17 protein-coding genes are annotated in these 19,047 nt (G+C 73.6%); 11 read left to right on the forward strand and 6 right to left on the reverse strand.

Annotated elements, in window-relative coordinates:
* The first annotated feature begins 23 nt into the window (after positions 1-23).
* From ASF78_RS14005 to ilvA, 5 genes are read left to right on the forward strand one after another with little or no spacing between them, the layout of a single operon-like run.
* Positions 24-2,402, forward strand: coding sequence for a beta-galactosidase (locus ASF78_RS14005; protein ID WP_162243364.1), 2,379 nt, complete (start codon positions 24-26; stop codon positions 2,400-2,402).
* Positions 2,389-5,307 (forward strand): DUF5107 domain-containing protein, encoded by a 2,919-nt coding sequence (locus ASF78_RS14010; RefSeq protein WP_056590358.1) that lies wholly within the window; start codon positions 2,389-2,391, stop codon positions 5,305-5,307. The genes ASF78_RS14005 and ASF78_RS14010 overlap by 14 nt, the downstream gene beginning before the upstream one ends.
* Before the next feature lie 42 nt (positions 5,308-5,349).
* Entirely contained in the window at positions 5,350-6,582 is a 1,233-nt protein-coding gene (locus ASF78_RS14015) for a cystathionine gamma-synthase (protein WP_056590361.1), read from the forward strand.
* Positions 6,579-7,871, forward strand: a complete 1,293-nt coding sequence (locus ASF78_RS14020; RefSeq protein ID WP_056590364.1) for an AI-2E family transporter — start codon at positions 6,579-6,581, stop codon at positions 7,869-7,871. Before ASF78_RS14015 ends, ASF78_RS14020 begins: the two co-directional genes overlap by 4 nt.
* Complete coding sequence (gene ilvA / locus ASF78_RS14025) at positions 7,855-9,054, forward strand: threonine ammonia-lyase (RefSeq protein WP_056590367.1); 1,200 nt, start codon at positions 7,855-7,857, stop codon at positions 9,052-9,054. The genes ASF78_RS14020 and ilvA overlap by 17 nt, the downstream gene beginning before the upstream one ends.
* Before the next feature lie 52 nt (positions 9,055-9,106).
* On the opposite strand, the gene greA is transcribed toward ilvA, so the two are convergent.
* Entirely contained in the window at positions 9,107-9,592 is a 486-nt protein-coding gene (gene greA / locus ASF78_RS14030) for a transcription elongation factor GreA (RefSeq protein WP_056590370.1), read from the reverse strand.
* Between the two features lie 254 nt (positions 9,593-9,846).
* On the reverse strand, positions 9,847-10,266 hold the full coding sequence (locus ASF78_RS14035; RefSeq protein ID WP_056590950.1) for a DUF4307 domain-containing protein: 420 nt from the start codon (positions 10,264-10,266) through the stop codon (positions 9,847-9,849).
* Between the two features lie 169 nt (positions 10,267-10,435).
* Here ASF78_RS14035 and mca point away from each other — a divergent pair, with 169 nt between their 5' ends.
* The 3 genes from mca to ASF78_RS14050 are packed head-to-tail and all read left to right on the forward strand — an operon-like array spanning position 10,436 to position 12,479.
* Entirely contained in the window at positions 10,436-11,284 is an 849-nt protein-coding gene (mca, locus tag ASF78_RS14040) for a mycothiol conjugate amidase Mca (protein WP_082495102.1), read from the forward strand.
* Positions 11,281-11,649, forward strand: coding sequence for a hypothetical protein (locus ASF78_RS14045; protein ID WP_056590377.1), 369 nt, complete (start codon positions 11,281-11,283; stop codon positions 11,647-11,649). Before mca ends, ASF78_RS14045 begins: the two co-directional genes overlap by 4 nt.
* Positions 11,646-12,479: a carbon-nitrogen hydrolase family protein gene (locus ASF78_RS14050; RefSeq protein WP_056590380.1), complete on the forward strand. Its 834-nt coding sequence runs from the start codon at positions 11,646-11,648 to the stop codon at positions 12,477-12,479. Before ASF78_RS14045 ends, ASF78_RS14050 begins: the two co-directional genes overlap by 4 nt.
* A 4-nt stretch (positions 12,480-12,483) precedes the next feature.
* Here ASF78_RS14050 and ASF78_RS14055 read toward each other — a convergent pair whose 3' ends face one another.
* On the reverse strand, positions 12,484-13,218 hold the full coding sequence (locus ASF78_RS14055; protein WP_056590382.1) for a hemolysin III family protein: 735 nt from the start codon (positions 13,216-13,218) through the stop codon (positions 12,484-12,486).
* A 251-nt stretch (positions 13,219-13,469) separates the two neighbouring features.
* Here ASF78_RS14055 and ASF78_RS14060 point away from each other — a divergent pair, with 251 nt between their 5' ends.
* Together ASF78_RS14060 and ASF78_RS14065 are read left to right on the forward strand one after the other, a co-directional pair.
* The gene (locus ASF78_RS14060; protein WP_056590952.1) at positions 13,470-14,231 is read left to right on the forward strand and encodes an isoprenyl transferase; all 762 of its coding nucleotides are present in this window, start codon (positions 13,470-13,472) and stop codon (positions 14,229-14,231) included.
* Between the two features lie 375 nt (positions 14,232-14,606).
* On the forward strand, positions 14,607-15,986 hold the full coding sequence (locus ASF78_RS14065) for a PhoH family protein (protein WP_056590385.1): 1,380 nt from the start codon (positions 14,607-14,609) through the stop codon (positions 15,984-15,986).
* 72 nt (positions 15,987-16,058) lie between these two features.
* On the opposite strand, the gene ASF78_RS14070 is transcribed toward ASF78_RS14065, so the two are convergent.
* Positions 16,059-16,571 carry a MarR family winged helix-turn-helix transcriptional regulator gene (locus ASF78_RS14070; protein WP_056590388.1) on the reverse strand — a complete coding sequence of 171 codons (513 nt, stop codon included), beginning with the start codon at positions 16,569-16,571 and terminating at the stop codon, positions 16,059-16,061.
* A gap of 58 nt (positions 16,572-16,629) precedes the next feature.
* On the opposite strand from ASF78_RS14070, the gene ASF78_RS14075 reads away from it, so the two are divergent.
* A complete protein-coding gene (locus tag ASF78_RS14075; RefSeq protein WP_056590391.1) occupies positions 16,630-17,244 on the forward strand; it encodes a class I SAM-dependent methyltransferase in 615 nt (204 codons plus the stop codon).
* A gap of 7 nt (positions 17,245-17,251) precedes the next feature.
* Here ASF78_RS14075 and ASF78_RS14080 read toward each other — a convergent pair whose 3' ends face one another.
* Together ASF78_RS14080 and ASF78_RS14085 are read right to left on the reverse strand one after the other, a co-directional pair.
* Positions 17,252-17,974, reverse strand: coding sequence for an ABC transporter ATP-binding protein (locus tag ASF78_RS14080; protein ID WP_056590394.1), 723 nt, complete (start codon positions 17,972-17,974; stop codon positions 17,252-17,254).
* Positions 17,971-19,032: an ABC transporter ATP-binding protein gene (locus ASF78_RS14085; RefSeq protein WP_082495060.1), complete on the reverse strand. Its 1,062-nt coding sequence runs from the start codon at positions 19,030-19,032 to the stop codon at positions 17,971-17,973. The genes ASF78_RS14080 and ASF78_RS14085 overlap by 4 nt, the downstream gene beginning before the upstream one ends.
* Positions 19,033-19,047 lie beyond the last annotated feature (15 nt).

The following is a 19,047-nucleotide window of genomic DNA, read 5'->3' on the forward strand; positions in this document are numbered from 1 at the left end:
TCAAGGCGCCCTACCGTCGTCCCATGCTCTCTGCCGAGTCGCGGACCAGCCTGCAGGCCGCCGCACCGGCCGCGCCGTTGCGCGGCCACCTCCCGCTGGGCGACCCGCCCGGGACGCCCGACCGCATCGAGGTCACCAGCCGGTGGATCGAGCGCGCGGGCAGGCCGTGGTTCCCGGTCACCGGGGAGATCCACTACGCGCGGCTCCCGCGGGACCGGTGGTCGGAGGTCCTCGGCCATGCTCGGGCGGGCGGCCTGGACTCCGTCGCGACCTACGTGCTGTGGCAGGCCCACGAGCCGGAGGCAGGCAGGTTCCGGTGGGACGACAACCTCGACCTGCGGGCGTTCGTCCAGCTCGCCGCGCGGCACGGCCTGGACGTCGTCGTCCGGATGGGCCCGTGGGCGCACGGCGAGGCGCGCCACGGCGGGTTCCCCCAGTGGCTGGTCGACCGTGAGCTGGCGACGCGCACCGACGACCCCGCCTACCTCGCGCTGGTGCGCCTCTTCTACGCGCAGATCGTCACCCAGCTCGTCGGCCTGACCCACGCCGAAGGGGGACCGGTCGTCGGCGTGCAGGTGGACAACGAGCTCTACGACCAGCCGGAGCACCTGGCGACCTTGCGGACGCTCGCCGAGGACCTCGGGCTGCGCGTCCCGATCTGGACCGCCACCGGCTGGGGCGGCGCGCAGGTGCCGGCCACGCTGCTGCCGGTCTACAGCGCGTACGCGGACGGGTTCTGGGAGGAGGCGACCACCGGGTGGCCGGCGTTCGCCGCCTTCCACTTCCGTTACAGCGAGGTCCGCGACGACCTCACCGTCGGCGCGGACCTGCGCGAGGCGCTGGACGGGATCGTGCTGGACCCGACGGCCGTCCCGCTCAAGGACGACGACGCGCTCCCGTTCGCCACCTGCGAGCTGGGCGGCGGCATGCACGTCGCGTACCACCGGCGTCCGCTGGTGACCCCACGGGACGTCGCGGCGCTGGCCCTGGCCAAGCTCGGCGGTGGGTCGATCTGGCAGGGCTACTACATGTACGCGGGGGGAACCCAGCGGGTCGGCCCCCAGGGCAGCGAGCAGGAGTCCCAGGCGACGGGCTACCCGAACGACGTGCCCACCCGCACCTACGACTTCCACGCACCGGTCGGTGAGCACGGCCAGATCCGGGAGCACCACCACCTCCTGCGCCGTCAGCACCTGTGGCTGGAGACCGACGGGGCCGCCGTCGCCGCGATGCAGGTGACGGTCGGAGGTGGCAGCGAGGACCCCGCCGAGCTGCGGTGGGCGGTGCGGTCCGACGGGTGCCGCGGCTACGTCTTCTTCACCACGTACCAGCCGCCCGTCAGCCCCCTCGCGCCGCAGCCGGGCGTCCGGGTGGACGTCGAGCTCGACGGCGAGGTCGTCACCATCCCGTCGAACCCCGTCGACCTGCCGGCCGGCATCTCGGTGGTGTGGCCGCTGCGCTACCCGCTGACCGGGTCGCTCACGCTGCGCAGCGCGACGGCGGGGATCCTCACGCGGATCGCCGACGCCGCCGGGGAGGTCGTCGTCCTGACCGCGACCGACGGGGTGCCCGTCGAGCTCGTGCTCGAGGGCGACGTCGCCGTGGGCGGTGCCGGGACCGCACGTCGCGACCGCGCACACACGGTCGTCACGCTCGACGTCCCCCCGGGTCCCGAGACGGTCGTCGACCTGCCCGGCGTCCGGGTCATGGTCGTCGACGAGGCCACCGCCGACCGGCTCTACCGGCTGGACCTCGGCGGTCGGGAGCGGCTCGTCCTGTCGGACGTCCCGGTGTACGCGCTCGACGGCCGGCTGGTCGCGCACCCGGACGTCGAGTCCGCGTCGATCTCCCTGTTCCCCGCCCCGAGCGCGCTGACCGGGGACGGTGTCGAGCCGAGCACCGACGCGCTCTGGCGCACCTGGACCGTGACGACGCCCTCCGCCGGGGTCACCCGCCTCGCCTCGGACCTCGCGCCGGTCGCACCGCACCCGCCCGAGGCGACCAGCGGTGGCCCGATGCACCGCCTGAGCGCGCCGACCGACTTCTCCGGCGCCGCCACCGTCGAGGTCGAGATCCCGGCGCACCTGCTCGCGGACGTCGACCGCGCCCTGCTGCGGATCACCTGGACCGGTGACGTCGGACGGGCACTGGTCGACGGCGAGGTCGTCAGCGACCACTTCTGGCACGGGCGCGTCTGGGACGTCGACCTGTCGCCCGTGCGCGACGAGGTCGCGGCCCGTGGCATCGTCCTGCAGCTCCTGCCCTGGCGCTCCGCGACCGGTGTCTGGGTGGACCCGACGGTGCGCGGCGTGGCCGACGGGATCACCGTCGCGTCGCTCGACGTGGTCCGCGTGGCCCGGGTCGTCCTGGAGCTCACGGGAGCCGACGATGCCCACGAGTGAGATCACCCTCCCTGACGCGCCCGCGGACCTGGCCGACGCCCTCGGACGCGGTGCCGCCGTGGCGTGGAGCGAGCCGCTGACCATCCGGACGTACGAGGCGGGGGAGCCCAGCCCGTACCCGATGTACCTCGACCACCGCGTGTACCAGGGCTCGAGCGGCAAGGTCTATCCGCTGCCGTTCGTCGACCACGTCGCCGACGAGGGGGCGGACCGCCCGTGGCAGGCGATCCACCTGGAGAACGCGTACGTGCGCCTGGTGGTGCTGCCCGAGCTCGGCGGCCGGATCCACGTCGGCTACGACAAGACGACCGGGTACAACTTCTTCTACCGCAACAACGTCATCAAGCCCGCGCTGGTGGGCCTCGGCGGCCCGTGGATCAGCGGCGGTGTCGAGCTCAACTGGCCCCAGCACCACCGGCCGGCCACGTACCTGCCCGTCGAGACGCACGTCGAGCACGCCGACGACGGGTCGGTGACCGTCTGGTGCCACGACCACGACCCGTTCACGCGGATGTCCGCCCAGCACGGCGTGCGGCTGCGGGCGGACAGCTCCGTCGTCGAGCTCGTGGTCCGGCTGCACAACCGGACCAGCGAGCGGCAGTCGTTCCTGTGGTGGGCCAACGTCGCGGCGCGCGTGCACGACGACTACCAGTCGTTCTTCCCGCAGGACGTGCGCTTCGTCGCCGACCACGCGCGGCGCGCCCTCACGGCGTTCCCCCGCGCGGACCGCCCCTACTACGGCGTCGACTACCCGGCCCGGGCCGAGCAGGAGCCGGGTGCGGACCGGATCGACTACTACCGCAACATCCCGGTGCCGACGTCCTACATGGTCGTCGACTCCCAGCAGGACTTCTTCGGGGGCTACGACCACGCCGCAGGTGCGGGGTTCGTGCACTGGGCCGAGCGTCGGGTCTCTCCCGGCAAGAAGCAGTGGACCTGGGGCGACGCGCCCTTCGGCCACGCCTGGGACGCCCAGCTCACCGACGGCGACGGCCCGTACGTCGAGCTCATGGCCGGCGTCTACACGGACAACCAACCCGACTTCAGCTGGCTGCTGCCCGGCGAGACGAAGGTCTTCACCCAGTACTGGTACCCGATCCCCGCCATCGGCGCCGCCCACCAGGCGACGCCGGACGCCGCGGTGCACGTCGAGCACGACGACGCCGTGGTCGCGCACGTCACGGTCACGTCCCCGCGCCCCGGTGCGGAGCTGCGCGTCCTGCGCGACGGGGTCGTCGTCGCGGCGCGGACCGTCGACCTCGTCCCGGGCGTCCCCGCCACGATCACCGCCCCGGCCGACACCGGGGTGCTCGGCGTCGAGCTCGTCGACGGCGCCGGCCGCAGTCTCGTGCGCTGGGCACCGACGGAGGTGAGCGGCGAGGAGCCGTGGGTCGCCGACGAGCCCCCTGCGCCGGAGGCCGTCGGGTCGGTCGAGGAGCTGTACCTCACGGGTCTGCACCTGGCCCAGTACCGGCACCCGACGCGTTCCCCGCTGCCGTACTGGCAGGAGGCGCTGCGCCGCGACGCCGGAGACGTCCGCACCAACCTGGCCCTGGCCGACCGCGACCACCGCGCGGGCCGGTACGAGCGCGCGCTCGACCGGGTGCAGGTCGCGCTCCGGCGCCTGACCCGCAGGAACGCGAACCCGCAGGACGCGGAGGCGTTCTACCTGGCCGGTCTCGTGCTGCACCGGCTCGGCCGCACCGTGGAGGCCGAACGCGCCCTCGGCAAGGCCGGCTGGGACGGCACCTGGGCGGCCGCCGCGGGTCTCGAGCTCGCCCGGTCCCTCGCCCACGGGGGCAGCAACCGTGCCGCGCTCCGGGTCCTGGACACCCTCGACGGGGTCGTCGGGCACGACACCCGGCGCACGGCCCTGCGTGTGGTCGTCGCCCGGCGGCTCGGCCACGACGAGGAGGCGTCCGACCTGCTGGCCTCCGCGCTCGCGCTCGACCCGCTCGACGCGACCCTGCGGGTCCTCGCGGGCCGGGACGCCCCCACCGATCCCGGTCTCCTCCTCGACGTCGCCGGCGACCTGTGGCGGGCGGGCGAGCTCGAGCACGCGGTGGCGGTGCTGGACGACGTCGTGGCGGCGGCGGTCCGGGTGTCGGGCAACGTGCGACCGGTCGCGCTCTACACCGCGGCCCGCGTCCTCGACGAGCTCGGGAGGCCGGCGGAGGCCGCCGCCCGCCGAACGCAGGCGCGCGAGGCCGACCTGACCTGGGCGTTCCCGTTCGGGCTGGATGCGCACGACGTGCTCCAGGCCGCCGTGCTCGCCGACCCGGACGACGCCGTCGCCCGGCTCCTGCTCGGCATGCTCCTCCACGCGCACGGGCGACGCCGGGAGGCCGCCGAGCTGTGGGAGCGCGCGATCGGGCTCGGCCTGCGCCACCCCGTCCTCCTGCGCAACGCCGCCCTGACCGCGTACAACGTGACCCACGACGACGACCTGGCCTGGCGGCGGTACGCGCAGGCGGTCGCGGCGGCGCCGGACGACGCCCGGCTGCGCCACGAGCAGGACCAGCTCGCCGAGCGCCTCGGTCACCCCGGTGCGGACCGGCTCGCGCGGCTGCGTCCCGTCGAGCACCTCGTGCTGACCCGCGACGACCTGACGACCTCCTACGTCGGGCTCCTGGTCGCCACGGGGTCAGCACAGCGGGCGTACGAGATCCTCCGCACCCGCCCGTTCCACCCCTGGGAGGGAGGTGAGGGCGCCGTCGTCGCCGCCTGGGACGCGACGCTGGCCGCGCTCGGGCTGCCGAGGGCGGACCCGCCGGCGAGCCTGGGGGAGACCCGCGCCCGGTACGTCGCCCCTGCGGCGGTCCGGGACGACGGGGTGACGGACTACTTCGCCACGAGCCTGCCCGAGCTGCTGCTGTTCACGCGCGAGCACGACGGCGCGGGCTGACGTGCGCAGGCGCCACGGCCCCGAGCGCCTAGCCTGGGACGCGTGACGAACCACGCGCACCCCCAGGACGACGACTGGTCCTCCGCAGGTTTCTCGACCCGCGCCATCCATGCAGGTCAGGACCCGGACCCCACCACCGGGGCGGTCGTGCCGCCCATCTACGCGACGTCGACGTACAAGCAGGACGGCGTCGGCGGGCTGCGGGGCGGGTACGAGTACTCGCGCTCGGCCAACCCGACGCGCACCGCGCTGGAGTCGGCGCTCGCCGCCGCGGAAGGGGGTGCGGCGGGATTCGCGTTCGCGTCGGGCCTCGCCGCCGAGGACACCCTCCTCCGGGCGACCCTGCGTCCGGGAGACCACGTCGTCATCCCGAACGACGCGTACGGCGGCACCTACCGCCTGATCGCGCGGGTGTTCGGCCCGTGGGGCATCGAGCACACCCCCGTCGACCTGTCCGACGCCGACGCGGTGGTCGCCGCGATCCAGCCGGGCCGCACGAAGGTCGTCTGGGTCGAGACGCCGACGAACCCGCTGCTGGGCATCGCCGACATCGCGGTCCTCGCCGCGCACGCGCGGGCGGCGGGCGCCCTGCTCGTCGTCGACAACACGTTCGCGACGCCCTACCTCCAGCAGCCGCTCGCGCTCGGCGCCGACGTCGTCGTGCACTCGACGACGAAGTACATCGGCGGGCACTCCGACGTCGTCGGCGGGGCGCTCGTCGTCGCCGACGGTGCGCAGCTGCCCGTGGGCCTGGAGGCGCCGACCGGGACGACGAACCTCGCGGACGCGGTGCGGTTCCACCAGAACGCGTCCGGTGCGGTCGCGGGACCCTTCGACGCGTGGCTGACGCTGCGCGGGCTCAAGACGCTCGCGGTGCGCATGGACCGGCACGAGAGCAACGCGCGCGCGATCGCCGACTTCCTCGTGACGCACGACGCGGTGACGTCCGTGATCTACCCGGGCCTCGACAGCCACCCCGGGCACGAGGTGGCCGCCCGGCAGATGAGCGGGTTCGGCGGGATGATCTCGTTCCGGACCGGCAGCGAGGCGTCGGCCCTGGCCGTCTGCGCGGCCACGCACGTCTTCACGCTCGCGGAGTCGCTCGGCGGCGTCGAGTCGCTGATCGAGCACCCCCACCAGATGACCCACGGGTCGGTCGCGGGCACGGAGCTGGAGGTCCCCGACGACCTCGTGCGGCTCTCCGTGGGCATCGAGGACGTCGCCGACCTGATCGCCGACCTCGACACCGCGCTGGCTGCCGGGCGAGACGCGTGAGCACGACCGGGCCGCGCACCCCGAACGCTGACGGCACCTCGGTGCCCCCCTCGGTCCGCAACGCCGCCGCGTGGTCGTGGCGGCTGCTGCTCATCGGTGCGGCGCTCGCTGTGCTGCTCTGGCTCCTGAACGAGCTCAAGGTCGTCGTGGTGCCGATCGCGGTGGCGCTGCTGCTCACCGTGCTGCTCGCACCGTTCGTCGGCTGGCTGGACCGTCGCGGGCTGCCCCGCGTGGCAGCCGTCGGGCTCTCGCTCGCCGGGCTCATCGCCCTCGTCGCCGGCCTGCTCACGCTCGCGGGCCGCTCGATCGTCAAGGGCTTCGGCGAGCTCTGGGACCAGGCCGCGCAGGGGATCGACAAGCTGACCACCTGGCTCGCCGAGGGCCCCCTCCAGCTCACGACCGCGGACATCTCCGGCTGGATGGAGCGGATCCAGGGGTCGCTCAGCGGCGGCAGCTCCGAGCTCGTCACCGGTGCGCTGCACGCGGGGACCACCGTCGCGCACGTCGCGGCGGGAGCGCTCATCGCGCTGTTCTGCACGTTCTTCTTCCTGCTCGACGGCCGCACCATCTGGGCGTGGGTCATCGGGCTCCTGCCGCGCGGCTCCCGCGAGCACGTGCACCAGGCCGGTCGGCGCGGACTCGTCACGCTCGGCGCCTACACCCGGACCCAGATCCTGGTCGCGGCCGTCGACGCCGTCGGCATCGGCCTCGGCGCGGCGATCCTTCAGGTCCCGCTCGCGCTGCCCCTGGCGGTGCTGGTGTTCCTCGGGTCGTTCATCCCGATCGTCGGTGCGGTCGTCACCGGGTCGATCGCGATCCTGGTCGCGCTCGTGTCCAACGGCCCGGTGACGGCCCTCTGGATGCTGGTCGTCGTCCTGGCGGTGCAGCAGATCGAGGGTCACGTCCTGCAGCCGTTCCTCATGGGCCACGCGGTGTCGCTGCACCCCGTCGCGGTCCTGCTGTCGGTGGCCGCGGGCTCGTTCGTCGCGGGCATCGTGGGTGCGCTGTTCGCCGTGCCGATCGCCGCGACCCTCAACACCGTGCTGCTCTACCTGCACGGCCACGACAAGTTCCCGCAGCTCGGCACCGACGACCACGTCCCCGTGCGCGGGCGCGGGCATCCCGTGCTCGACCGCGCCATCGCACAGGTCGCGGAGGCGACCTCGGAGCGGGTGGCGACGGAGGCGGAGATCGCCGAGCGTGCCGACGCGGACGAACGCGCCGCAGTGGTCGACACCGTGGCGGAGGACGCCGGCGAGCCCGGAGGGCCTGATGACAGGCCTCGCTGACGTCCGGGCGGCCGCGCTGCTGCTCGAGGGCGTCTCGGACCGCACCCCGGTGCAGCTCAGCCGGGCCCTGTCGCAGGTCTGCGGGGCCGAGGTGTGGCTCAAGTGCGAGAACCTGCAGCGCGCCGGGTCGTTCAAGCTGCGCGGCGCCTACGTGCGCATGGCCCGGCTGTCGCCCGAGGAGCAGGCGCGTGGCGTCGTCGCGGCCAGCGCCGGGAACCACGCGCAGGGCGTCGCGCTCGCGGCCCGGATCCTCGGCCTGACGGCGGTCGTGTTCATGCCCGCGGACGCCGCACTGCCGAAGATCGCCGCGACCCGCGACTACGGTGCCCGCGTCGAGCTGGTCGGCGCCAGCGTCGACGAGGCCCTCGTGCACGCCCGCGAGTTCGCGGACCGCACCGGCGCCGTGCTCATCCACCCGTTCGACCACGAGGACGTCGTCGCCGGCCAGGGCACGATCGCGCTCGAGATCGTCGAGCAGGTCCCCGACGTGGCCACCGTCGTCGTGCCCATCGGCGGGGGTGGGCTGGCCGCCGGGGTCGTCGCCACGCTCGCCGAGCTGCGGCCCGACGTTCGCGTCATCGGGGTCCAGGCCGCCCGCGCGGCGTCCTACCCCGCCTCGCTCGCGGCGGGACACCCGATCCCCGCCCCCGAGCTGCGGACCATGGCCGACGGCATCGCGGTCGGGCTGCCCGGCACCGTGCCCTTCGAGATCCTGGCGGGCCACCACATCGAGGTGGTCACCGTCTCCGAGGAGGACCTGTCCCGCGCGCTGCTGCTCGTCGCGGAGCGCGCGAAGATGCTGGTCGAGCCGTCCGGGGCAGCAGCCGCGGCCGCGGTCATGGCCGGCGTCGGACCGCTCGACGGTCCGGTCGTGGTGATCCTGTCCGGCGGCAACATCGACCCGCTCGTGCTCATGCGGGTGGTCCGGCACGGGCTCGCGTCCGCCGGGCGGTTCCTGCAGCTGCAGGTCCGGATCGACGACACGCCCGGAGCGCTCGCCGACCTGCTGCGGGCGCTCGCGGACACCGGCGGGAACGTCATGCACGTCTCGCACGCGCGGACGGTCGGTGACCTGCAGCTCGACGAGGTCGCGATCGTCGTGCAGGTCGAGACCAAGGGACCGGACCACTGCGAGTACGTCGTCGGACAGCTGCGCGCGGCGGGCTACCGGCTCGGGGCCTGAGAGCACGACGAGACGCCACCCCAGCGGGTGACGCCTCGTCGTGGTGCGGGACTCAGCCCGCGAAGGGCTTCGCGTCCGTGATCTTGACCTTGATCTCACGCCCGTTCGGCGCGGTGTACGAGGTCGAGTCACCGATCTTGGTGCCGTTGATCGCCGCGCCGAGGGGCGACGTCGGCGAGAAGACCTCGATGTCGGAGGTCCCGGCGATCTCGCGGGAACCGAGCAGGAAGACCATCTCGTCGCCGGCCACGACGGCCGTCACGACCATGCCGGGCTCGACGACCCCGTCGTCCGGGGGCGTCCCGATCTGGACGTTGCGCAGCTTCTCCTTCAGCTCGCGGATGCGGGCGGCCTGCTTCGCCTGCTCCTCGCGAGCGGCGTGGTAGCCGCCGTTCTCCTTGAGGTCGCCCTCGTCGCGCGCAGCCGCGATCCGCTCGATGATCTCCGCGCTGCCCTCACCTTCGAGGTGGGCGAGCTCGGCCGTGAGGCGGTCGTAGGCCTCCTGGGTCAACCATGTGGCCGCAGTCGTATCGGTCACGATCGCTCCTTTCCTGACGTACGTGTGTGCCGGACGGGCCGACGTCCGCGCTGCCCGGGGGGCCAGCGCTCGGCAGTCCGATCGGCCGGACGCATCCTGCGGACGCGTCCGGATAGCGGGTACTGAGGGGGTGCTCCGCCGTTCCCTCTCGGTCGGGTGGACCAGTGTCGGCGCCGGACCGGGGCGGCGTTGAAACGAACAGGATAGCAAGGTGGGGCCGACGGAACCGCGAGATCACCCGCTGAGCAGCCCGATCAGGGCGTGGGGTCCTCGACCAGCTCGCACGACTCGACGATCCCGGTCACCGCGAGCTCGGTGGTCTGCACCGGGACGGTGACCCGGCGGGTGGCCGCGTCCGCGGGGCCGACCTCGACCGTGCGGACACCGACCTCGGCGTAGGACTCGGACAGCGCGGTGACCCGGCAGGTCACCGTCGCCTCCTTGGGCTTGGTCACCTCGAAGGTCACGTCGACCGCCTGGGGCCCCTCGACGTGGAAGCCCACGTCCTTGGTCGACACGGGCTTCCCCGCCATGGCGAGGCCGATCCAGACGACGAGGGCGAGCCCGACGACCGCGGCCACGACGATCCCGATGCGTCCGCGCCGCGCGGACCGCGCGGTCGGCTCGGGACCGTACCGACCGGCGGGCGGTCGGGTGGTGGGCGACTCGGTCACGGAGCTCCTCGTGCTGGTGGGGTGGCGCGACACGGGTGCCGCGTGAGCGATCATTGTCTCTCGTCCCACCACCCGCCCGTGCCGAGCGGACCGCGACCCTGCGGTCCCGGCGGGCCCTCGGCGGGCGACCGACGGGAGGCCCGAGGTGACCGGAGAGCGGCTGCGCCTGATGGCGGTGCACGCCCACCCCGACGACGAGTCGAGCAAGGGCGCCGCGACCACGGCGAGGTACGCGGCCGAGGGCGTCGACGTCCTCGTCGTGTCGTGCACTGGTGGGGAGCGCGGCGACGTGCTCAACCCGCAGCACCCCGCGGTCGAGGGCGGCCTGGACGGCATGCGGGAGTACCGCCGGCACGAGATGGCCGCCGCTGCGGCCGCGCTCGGGGTGCAGCACCGGTGGCTGGGCTTCGTCGACTCGGGGCTGCCCGAGGGCGACCCGTTGCCGCCGCTGCCGGAGGGCTGCTTCGCGCTCGTCCCGCTCGAGGAGGCGTCGGCCCCGCTGGTCGAGCTGGTCCGCGAGTTCCGGCCCCACGTGATCACCACGTACGACCCGTCGGGCGGCTACCCCCACCCCGACCACATCATGTGCCACCGCGTCTCCGTGGAGGCGTTCGAGGCCGCCGGCAACCCCGAGCGCTACCGCGGGCACGGTGAGCCGTGGACGCCGTCGAAGCTGTACTACAACCACGGCTTCTCAATGGCGCGGATGCGGGCCGTGCACGACGCGATCATCGCCGCCGGCCGGGAGTCGCCGTTCGGTGACTGGCTCGACTCGCGCCAGGCGCGGGAGATCCCCGAGCGCGAGGTGACCACCCGCATCGAGTGCTCGGCCTACTTCCCGCAGCGCGACGACGCCCTGCGCGCGCACGCCACGCAGATCGACCCGGACGGCTTCTTCTTCGCGGTGCCGCGCGAGCTCGAGATCGCCCAGTGGCCGACGGAGGAGTACGAGCTGGCGTCGTCGCACGTGCCGGTGTCGCTGCCGGAGGACGACCTGTTCGCCGGGCTGCGCGGATGATCGGCACCCTGCTCCTCGTCGCACCGAGCCCGTCGCCGACGGACGTCACGATCGACGGCACACCGCTGGGCTCCCCGGGGTTCCTCGGCTTCGTGTTCACGTTCGCGCTCGCGGTCGCCGTCGTCTTCCTGTTCCTGTCGCTCACCAAGCAGCTGCGGATCGTCGACCGCCGAGCGAAGACGCTGGGGCTCGACGACGAGGACGACCGCGCGGCCGGTCCGCACGCGGACCTCGGGCTGGTCGACGCCGGCGCCGGTGGGCCGGACCCCGAGGTCGACGCGGACGTCGAGGTCGCACCCCGGGACGTCCTGCCCGACGACCAGCCGCCCCGGAGCACGCCGGACGACCCGAGCGCCTCCCGATGAGTCCCGCGCCCCAGCCGCCGCAGCGTCCGTCCGTGCGGGTGACGGTGGCGCAGCTGCAGGTCAGTGACGACCACACGGCCAACCGCGAGGTCGTCGAGGACGCGTTCCAGACGGCGTCCCGGGCGAGCGCCGACGTGCTGGTGCTGCCGGAGTACGCCTCCGGGTTCGACCCTCGTGGTGTCGGCGTCGAGCATGCGGAGCCGCTCGACGGCCCGTTCGTGACGATGCTCCGCACGCGCGCGAGGGCGACGGGTGTGGCGGTGCTGGCAGGGACGACCCTCCCTGCGGACGGCGACGACCCGCGTGCGGTGAACGCGGTCGTGGCCGTCGACGGGTCCGGTGCACTGGTCGGCGTCTACCGCAAGGTGCACCTGTACGACGCGTTCGGGCAGCGGGAGTCGGACCGGCTGGTGCCGGGTCCGTCGGACGCGCCGCCCCTCGTGCTCGAGGTGGGCGGCCTGACGTTCGGGGTGCTGACCTGCTACGACCTGCGGTTCCCGGAGTCGGCGCGCCGGCTGGTCGACGCGGGTGCACAGGTGCTCGTGGTCCCTGCCGCGTGGGCGTCCGGCGAGCTGAAGGCGATGCACTGGCGGACGCTGGCCATCGCCCGGGCCATCGAGAACACCGCCGCGGTGGTCGCCGTCGGGCAGGCCGGCCGGGGTGTCGTCGGGCGCTCGCTCGTGGTGGCGCCCGACGGGGTCGTCGGCCTGGAGATGGACGCCGAGCCGCAGGTGCGGACGGTCGATGTGGACGGTGCGGCGCTGCTGCGCGTCCGGGAGCAGAACCCGTCGCTGGGCAACCGGCGCTACGCGGTCGTCCCTGTCGTCTGAGCCGTCAGGCGGACCCGTACGACGCCAGGGACACGGCGACGTAGTGGCAGCCGTACCCGACCACCGTCAGCACGTGGAAGATCTCGTGGAACCCGAACCAGCGGGGGCTCGGGTTGGGCCACTTGGTGCCGTACACCACCGCGCCGAGCGTGTACGCGAGGCCGCCGCCGGCGATGAGCAGGACGATCGCGAGGCCGCCGGACCGGTAGAAGTCCGGGAAGAACCAGACCGCGACCCAGCCGAGCGCCACGTACACCGGGACGTAGACCCAGCGGGGCGCGCCGAGCCAGAACACGCGCGCGAGCAGGCCGACGATCGCGCCCGACCAGACGACGATCAGCAGCGTGCGGGCGGTGTCGGCGGGCAGCAGCAGCAACGTCAGGGGCGTATAGGTGCCGGCGATGATGAGGAAGATGTTCGTGTGGTCGAGCCGGCGCAGGACCCCGGCGACCTTGGGCGACCAGTGGCCCCGGTGGTAGACCGCGCTGGTGCCGAAGAGCATGACGGCGGTGACGCCGAAGACGGCGGTGGACCACTTGGCGAGCGGCGTCGGCGACAGGACGACCAGCACGACCGACGCGACGAGCACGAACGGGGTCACGCCGGCGTGGATCCAGCCCCGCAGGTGCGGCTTCACGCTCTCGGCGACCCGCTCGACCAGTCCCTCGTGCTCGACCTCGGGCGACGCCGGGGCCGGTGCGCCCGGCTGTCCGGGGGCGGGCGCGGGGGAGGAGCTCATGGACCGGACTCGATTCGTCAGCGGGAACCTACGACACCGTAGGTTACGACAGCGTAGGTAAGGTGTCGACCACGCCGTGGGCGATGTGACGCGGTCGACGCGACAGCATCGAAACTACCCCGCGCCGGCCCACCGGCGGGAGCTGTGAAGGTCCCGTGCGCTGACGTCCCACGGGCAGGGGACCGGGTCCGCCGAGCGCCCCCGGCGAGTACGGTGAGCGAGTTCCCGTCGCCTGGACCGAAGGAGTGCGCGTGCGTCTGCCCCACCCGCTCTACGGGCTGTACGAGCGTCGGCTGGCGGCGTCGCTCCCGGAGGACGGACTGCCCCGCCACGTCGGCGTCATCCTCGACGGCAACCGCCGGTGGGCACGCAGCGTGGGGGAGTCCACCCGGCACGGGCACCAGGCGGGCGCGGACAAGATCGCCGACCTGCTCGAGTGGAGCGAGGACATCGGGGTCGAGGTCGTCACGCTCTGGATGCTGTCCACGGACAACCTCGCCCGCAGCGCCGACGAGCTCGAGCCGCTGCTGCGGATCATCGAGGACGCCGTGGCGGCACTCGCGGCCACCGGCCGGTGGCGGATCCAGGCCGTCGGGGCGCTCGAGCTGCTGCCCGAGCAGACTGTGCGGGCCCTCGTGGCCGCGCAGGACGCGACGGCCCTGGTCGTCGGCCTGCACGTGAACGTGGCGGTCGGCTACGGCGGGCGCAAGGAGATCGCCGACGCCGTGAAGTCGTTCCTGCGGGAGCACGCCGACGCCGGCTCGAGCCTGGACGAGCTCGCCGAGGCGTTCGACGTCGAGCACATCGCCGAGCACCTGTACACGAAGGGGCAGCCGGACCCCGAGCTCGTGATCCGTACGTCGGGGGAGCAGCGGCTCGGCGGGTTCCTGCTCTGGCAGAGCGCGCACTCGGAGTTCTACTTCTGCGAGGCGTACTGGCCCGACTTCCGACGTGTCGACTTCCTGCGCGCGGTGCGCGCGTACGCCGCGCGGGAGCGCCGCGGCGGACGCTGACGCCGTCCGGGTTAATTCTGCGGACGCCTGTCCAGGTCCCCCGGGGCCGATCTGCGGCTCCCACCTGCGGCTCTGCGGCGAGCCGGCCGTCGGGGCCGCGAAACGTCAGATGAACGGCGTGTAACACCTTCGCGTGCCTCCCCGTGGCGGCGTCCCGACGGGCTTATGTTCCGCCGTAGAGGACAGCGACCGCCGTCCCCGGGAGGCCAGCCCATGGAGCATCCGCTCCGGGAGGAGGGCCGGATCCGGCCCTCTGTTCCTGGAGGGGCCGACCGCCCCCGTCCCGTCGCCGTACGTCGGTGCGTGGTCCTGCTCTGGCAGGACGCCGGTGTCCGGTGCCCGTCTCGGCGCACCTAGCGCCAGAGGGAGCCTGCCGTGGTCAGCAAGGCGCAGCTCGACCCCCAGTCGACGACCCCCGTCACCGTGACTGATGGCCGCAAGACCCACGTGCTCGACACCTCGGTGCTCCTCTCGGACCCGCGGGCGATCCTGCGGTTCGCGGAGCACGACGTGGTCCTCCCTGTCGTCGTCATCACGGAGCTGGAGGCCAAGCGGCACCACGCCGAGCTCGGGTACTTCGCCCGGTCCGCCCTGCGGATGCTGGACGACCTGCGCATCGAGCACGGCCGCCTCGACATCCCGATCCCCCTCGGCGACGACGGCGGCACCCTGCGGGTCGAGCTGAACCACACCGATCCCAGCGCCCTGCCCGACGGTTTCCGGCTCGGCGACAACGACAGCCGGATCCTCGCCGTCGCGGCCAACCTCTCGGCCGAGGGGCGCGACGTCGTGGTCGTCTCGAAGGACCTGCCCATGCGCGTGAAGGCGTCGGCGGTGGGGCTGACCGCGGAGGAGTACCGCGCGGAGCTCGCGGTCGACTCCGGGTGGACCGGGATGGACGCCCTGGACCTGGCCGAGCAGCAGATGGCGGCCCTGTGGGAGCACGAGTCGGTGCCGCTCGCGGAGGTGGCGACCGGTTTCGGCGGGGGGAGCCAGAACCCCAACGACATGCTCTGCCACACCGGTGTCGTGCTGCACAGCCCTCGCGGGTCCGCTCTCGGGCGGGTCACCGCGGACAAGCACGTCCAGCTCGTCCGGGGCGACCAGGACGTGTTCGGCCTGCACGGACGCAGCGCGGAGCAGCGGATCGCGATCGACCTGCTGCTCGACGAGGAGATCGGCATCGTCTCGCTCGGCGGGCGCGCCGGGACCGGCAAGTCGGCGCTCGCGCTGTGCGCGGGGCTGGAGGCCGTGCTGGAGCGCCGGCAGCACCGCAAGGTCATGGTGTTCCGGCCCTTGTACGCGGTCGGTGGCCAGGACCTGGGCTACCTGCCGGGGAGCGCGGACGAGAAGATGAACCCGTGGGCGCAGGCCGTCTTCGACACCCTGGGGGCGCTCGTCTCCAAGGAGGTCGTCGAGGAGATCATGGACCGCGACATCCTCGAGGTGCTGCCGCTCACCCACATCCGCGGGCGCTCGCTGCACGACGCGTTCGTGATCGTCGACGAGGCCCAGTCCCTCGAGCGCAACGTCCTGCTGACCGTGCTGTCGCGCATCGGGCAGAGCTCGCGCGTGGTCCTCACGCACGACGTGGCACAGCGCGACAACCTGCGGGTGGGCCGGCACGACGGGGTCGCCGCCGTGATCGAGGCGCTCAAGGGCCACCCGCTGTTCGCGCACATCACGCTGACGCGCTCGGAGCGCTCACCTGTCGCCGCCCTGGTGACCGAGCTGCTGGAGAGCATCGAGGTCTGAGGCGCCGTCGGACGCCCGGGCACCCGCAGCGGGGGCCCGGGCGTTCTGCTGCGCCAGGGCGAGGTCCCGTGGTCAGTGGTCGGTGCCGTGCCCGTCGTGGTCGTGCCCGTGGTGGTCGTGCCCGTCGTACCCTCCGTGCCCCGCGTCGAGCTCCCGGACCAGCGCGCCGAGCCCGATGCCGAGCGCGCGCCGTTCGTCGGGGCTCAGCCGCCCGAGCAGCCGGCCGTGGTGCTCGCTCAGATCGGCACCCACCCGCTCGGCGACGTCCAGCCCGGCGGCGGTCAGCTGCAGCCGGTACAGGCGACGGTCGTCGGCGTCACGCTCGCGACTGAGCCAGCCGCGGTCCACCATGCCCGCGGCGAGGCGACTGACCGTGCTCTTCTCGAGCCCGAGCCGGGCGGCCAGCTCCTGCTGGGACAGCTCCCCCGCCTCGACCAGCTCGCCGAGCGCGAAGGTCTCCGACACGGACAGCCGGATGCCGGCGTGCTCGTGGGGCCGCTGGACCGACTCGAGGAAGCCGCTCGAGCGCACGATCTGCTGGATGAAGCGGCGCAGCGCGTCGTCAGGGAAGGTTGTGTTCTGCAACTGTTTCGCCTACTGTCGCCGTAAGAGTTGTGACGTACAACTGTAGGGGAGATCGTTCATGACCGACACCGAGCACCACCACGGGCGTGGGCGCCTGCACGGCCACCTGACCCCCCACGGCCACGGGATGGGCCCCATGAACGACCCGGCGCGGTACGCGCGCGTCTCCGGTCGCCTGTCGGGCCGGCTCTACCGGCGCGTCGCCCGCGACGTCGCTGCCCTCCGGCTCCCCGACGGGGCGCGCGTGCTCGACGTCGGCACCGGCCCCGGGAGCGTGCCGCGCCTCATCGCGGGGGCCGCGCCCGGGCTCCGGGTCGACGGGATCGACCTCGCGCCCGAGATGATCGCCTGGGCGCAGCAGACCGTCACGCCAGGCGTCACCTACACCGTCGCCGACGCCGCCGCGCTGCCGTTCCCCGACGCCACGTTCGACGTCGTCGTCTCCAGCCTCAGCCAGCACCACTGGGCCGACCCGGTCGCCGGTCTGCGGGAGATCCGCCGCGTGCTGCGCCCCGGCGGCCAGGCGTGGGTGTACGACATGCGGTGGGCGCTCCCGGAGACGAGCACCGTGTCCGCGGGGCTCGGCGCCGGGACGTCCGTCGTGCGCGAGCGGCGGCTCGCCCGGACCTCGTGGCTGAACCCCGTCGGGCGCCTCGTGCTGCGTCCCGCCTGACCGGCCGTCAGGCGTCGACGAACTTCCCGTCGGCGATGTGCAGCACGCGGTCGGCCAGCGACACCATGAGCGGGTCGTGGGTGGACACGATGGCGGTCATCCCCTCGGCCTCGACGACCGCGCGGATCAGCGCCATCACCGCCGTGCCGGTCTCGGTGTCCAGCTGCCCCGTCGGCTCGTCGGCCACCAGGAGGCGGGGGGAGTTGGCCAGCGAGCGGGCGATCGCGACGCGCTGCTGCTGACCGCCGGACAGCTCGCCGGGGCGCTGCAGAGCGTGCGGGCCGAGGCCGACCAGGTCGAGCAGGAGCTGCACGCGCGCCTCCCGGTCGGCGGTCGGCAGCTTGCGCAGCCGCAGCGGCACGCCGACGTTCTCCGCGGCCGACAGGACCGGCACCAGGCCGAACGTCTGGAACACGAACGAGACGACGTCGCGGCGCAGCTCGACCAGGCCACGCTCGTCGAGCGTCGAGACCTCCCGCCCGTCCACGACCACGCGGCCGCCGTCGGGCTTGTCCAGCCCGCCGATCACGTTGAGCAGCGTCGTCTTGCCGGATCCGGAGCGGCCGACGAGCGCGACCAGCTCACCGGGCGCGATCGTGAAGGACACGTCCTGGAGGGCGTGCACGGCGGCCGAGCCCGTGCCGTACGTGCGGCTGACGTGCTCGACGCGGACCACGGGCTCCGTGCCGGCGGAGGCCGTCGGGGCGGGGGTGGTGAGGGCGGTGGTCACCGGTCTGCCTCCTGGTCGGCGGGTGCAACGGGCGGAGCCGGGACGACGGGGACCGCCCCCGTGGGGGTCGCGGAGTGCCGGCCCGCAGGCCGAGCGGGGTCGCGCGTCGGCACCGGCCGGTCCGGCCACAGCGAGACGTGCGACTCCTCGAGCGCCAGCCGGACGCGGCCCACCAGGTTCAGGGCGTCCCGGTACTCACGCGGCAGCTGCACCCGGCCGGCCCGGTCGAGCACGGCCAGCTCCTCGGCGACCACGTGCTCGGTGCCGTCGTCGCTGGTGTGCGTCCGCCGGACGGTCTCGGAACTGGTGCGGCCGTCGCGGATGGCGACGGTCCGCTGCACGTGCTCGCTGACCCCGGGGTCGTGCGTCACGACGACGACCGTGGTGCCCAGCTCCCGGTTGACGGTGCGCAGGCCCTCGAGGACGTCGTGCGAGGTCGCGGAGTCGAGCTCACCCGTGGGCTCGTCGGCGAACAGGACCTGTGGCGCGTTGGACAGGGCGACCGCGATCGCGACGCGCTGCTGCTCGCCGCCGGACATCTGCCCCGGCCGGCGGTCGGCGCAGTAGCCGACGCCGAGGACCCCGAGCAGCTCGGACGCCCGACGGTCGCGCTCCTTGCGGGGGACCCCGGCGAGCGCCATCGGGAAGGCCACGTTCTCCGTGCCGGTCAGGTACGGCACGACGTTGCGGGCGGTCTGCTGCCAGACGAAGCCGACCATGGATCGCCGGTACTCCACCCGCTGCTTGCCCGACATCGCCATCAGGTCCCACGGGCCGACGCGCACCTTGCCCGCGGTGGGGACGTCCAGGCCGGACAGCACCGACAGCAGCGTCGACTTGCCCGAACCGGAGGCACCCACGATCGCGACGAGCTCGCCGTCCTCGACCAGCAGGTCCAGGCCCTGCAGCGCCTGCACCTCGACGCCCTCGGACTGGTAGATGCGCACCAGGGAGTCGCACACGATGAGCGCGTGCTCGCCGAAGTCCCCGGTCCGTCTCCGGGCGCGCGCCTCGAGCGTGTCCAGCGTCGGCTCCTCGACCGTCTGCACCGCGTTCATCCGTGCCTCCTTGTC

The sequence above is a fragment of the Cellulomonas sp. Leaf334 genome, assembly GCF_001424195.1.
In the GTDB taxonomy this organism is placed as follows: domain Bacteria; phylum Actinomycetota; class Actinomycetes; order Actinomycetales; family Cellulomonadaceae; genus Cellulomonas.

Coding starts and splice junctions, on each gene's coding strand:
- ASF78_RS14005 (WP_162243364.1), top strand. CDS start 24: ATGCTCTCTGCCGAGTCGCGGACCAGCCTGCAGGCCGCCGCACCGGCC.
- ASF78_RS14010 (WP_056590358.1), top strand. CDS start 2,389: ATGCCCACGAGTGAGATCACCCTCCCTGACGCGCCCGCGGACCTGGCC.
- ilvA (WP_056590367.1), top strand. CDS start 7,855: ATGACAGGCCTCGCTGACGTCCGGGCGGCCGCGCTGCTGCTCGAGGGC.
- mca (WP_082495102.1), top strand. CDS start 10,436: ATGGCGGTGCACGCCCACCCCGACGACGAGTCGAGCAAGGGCGCCGCG.
- ASF78_RS14045 (WP_056590377.1), top strand. CDS start 11,281: ATGATCGGCACCCTGCTCCTCGTCGCACCGAGCCCGTCGCCGACGGAC.
- ASF78_RS14050 (WP_056590380.1), top strand. CDS start 11,646: ATGAGTCCCGCGCCCCAGCCGCCGCAGCGTCCGTCCGTGCGGGTGACG.
- ASF78_RS14055 (WP_056590382.1), bottom strand. CDS start 13,218: ATGAGCTCCTCCCCCGCGCCCGCCCCCGGACAGCCGGGCGCACCGGCC.
- ASF78_RS14075 (WP_056590391.1), top strand. CDS start 16,630: ATGACCGACACCGAGCACCACCACGGGCGTGGGCGCCTGCACGGCCAC.
- ASF78_RS14085 (WP_082495060.1), bottom strand. CDS start 19,032: ATGAACGCGGTGCAGACGGTCGAGGAGCCGACGCTGGACACGCTCGAG.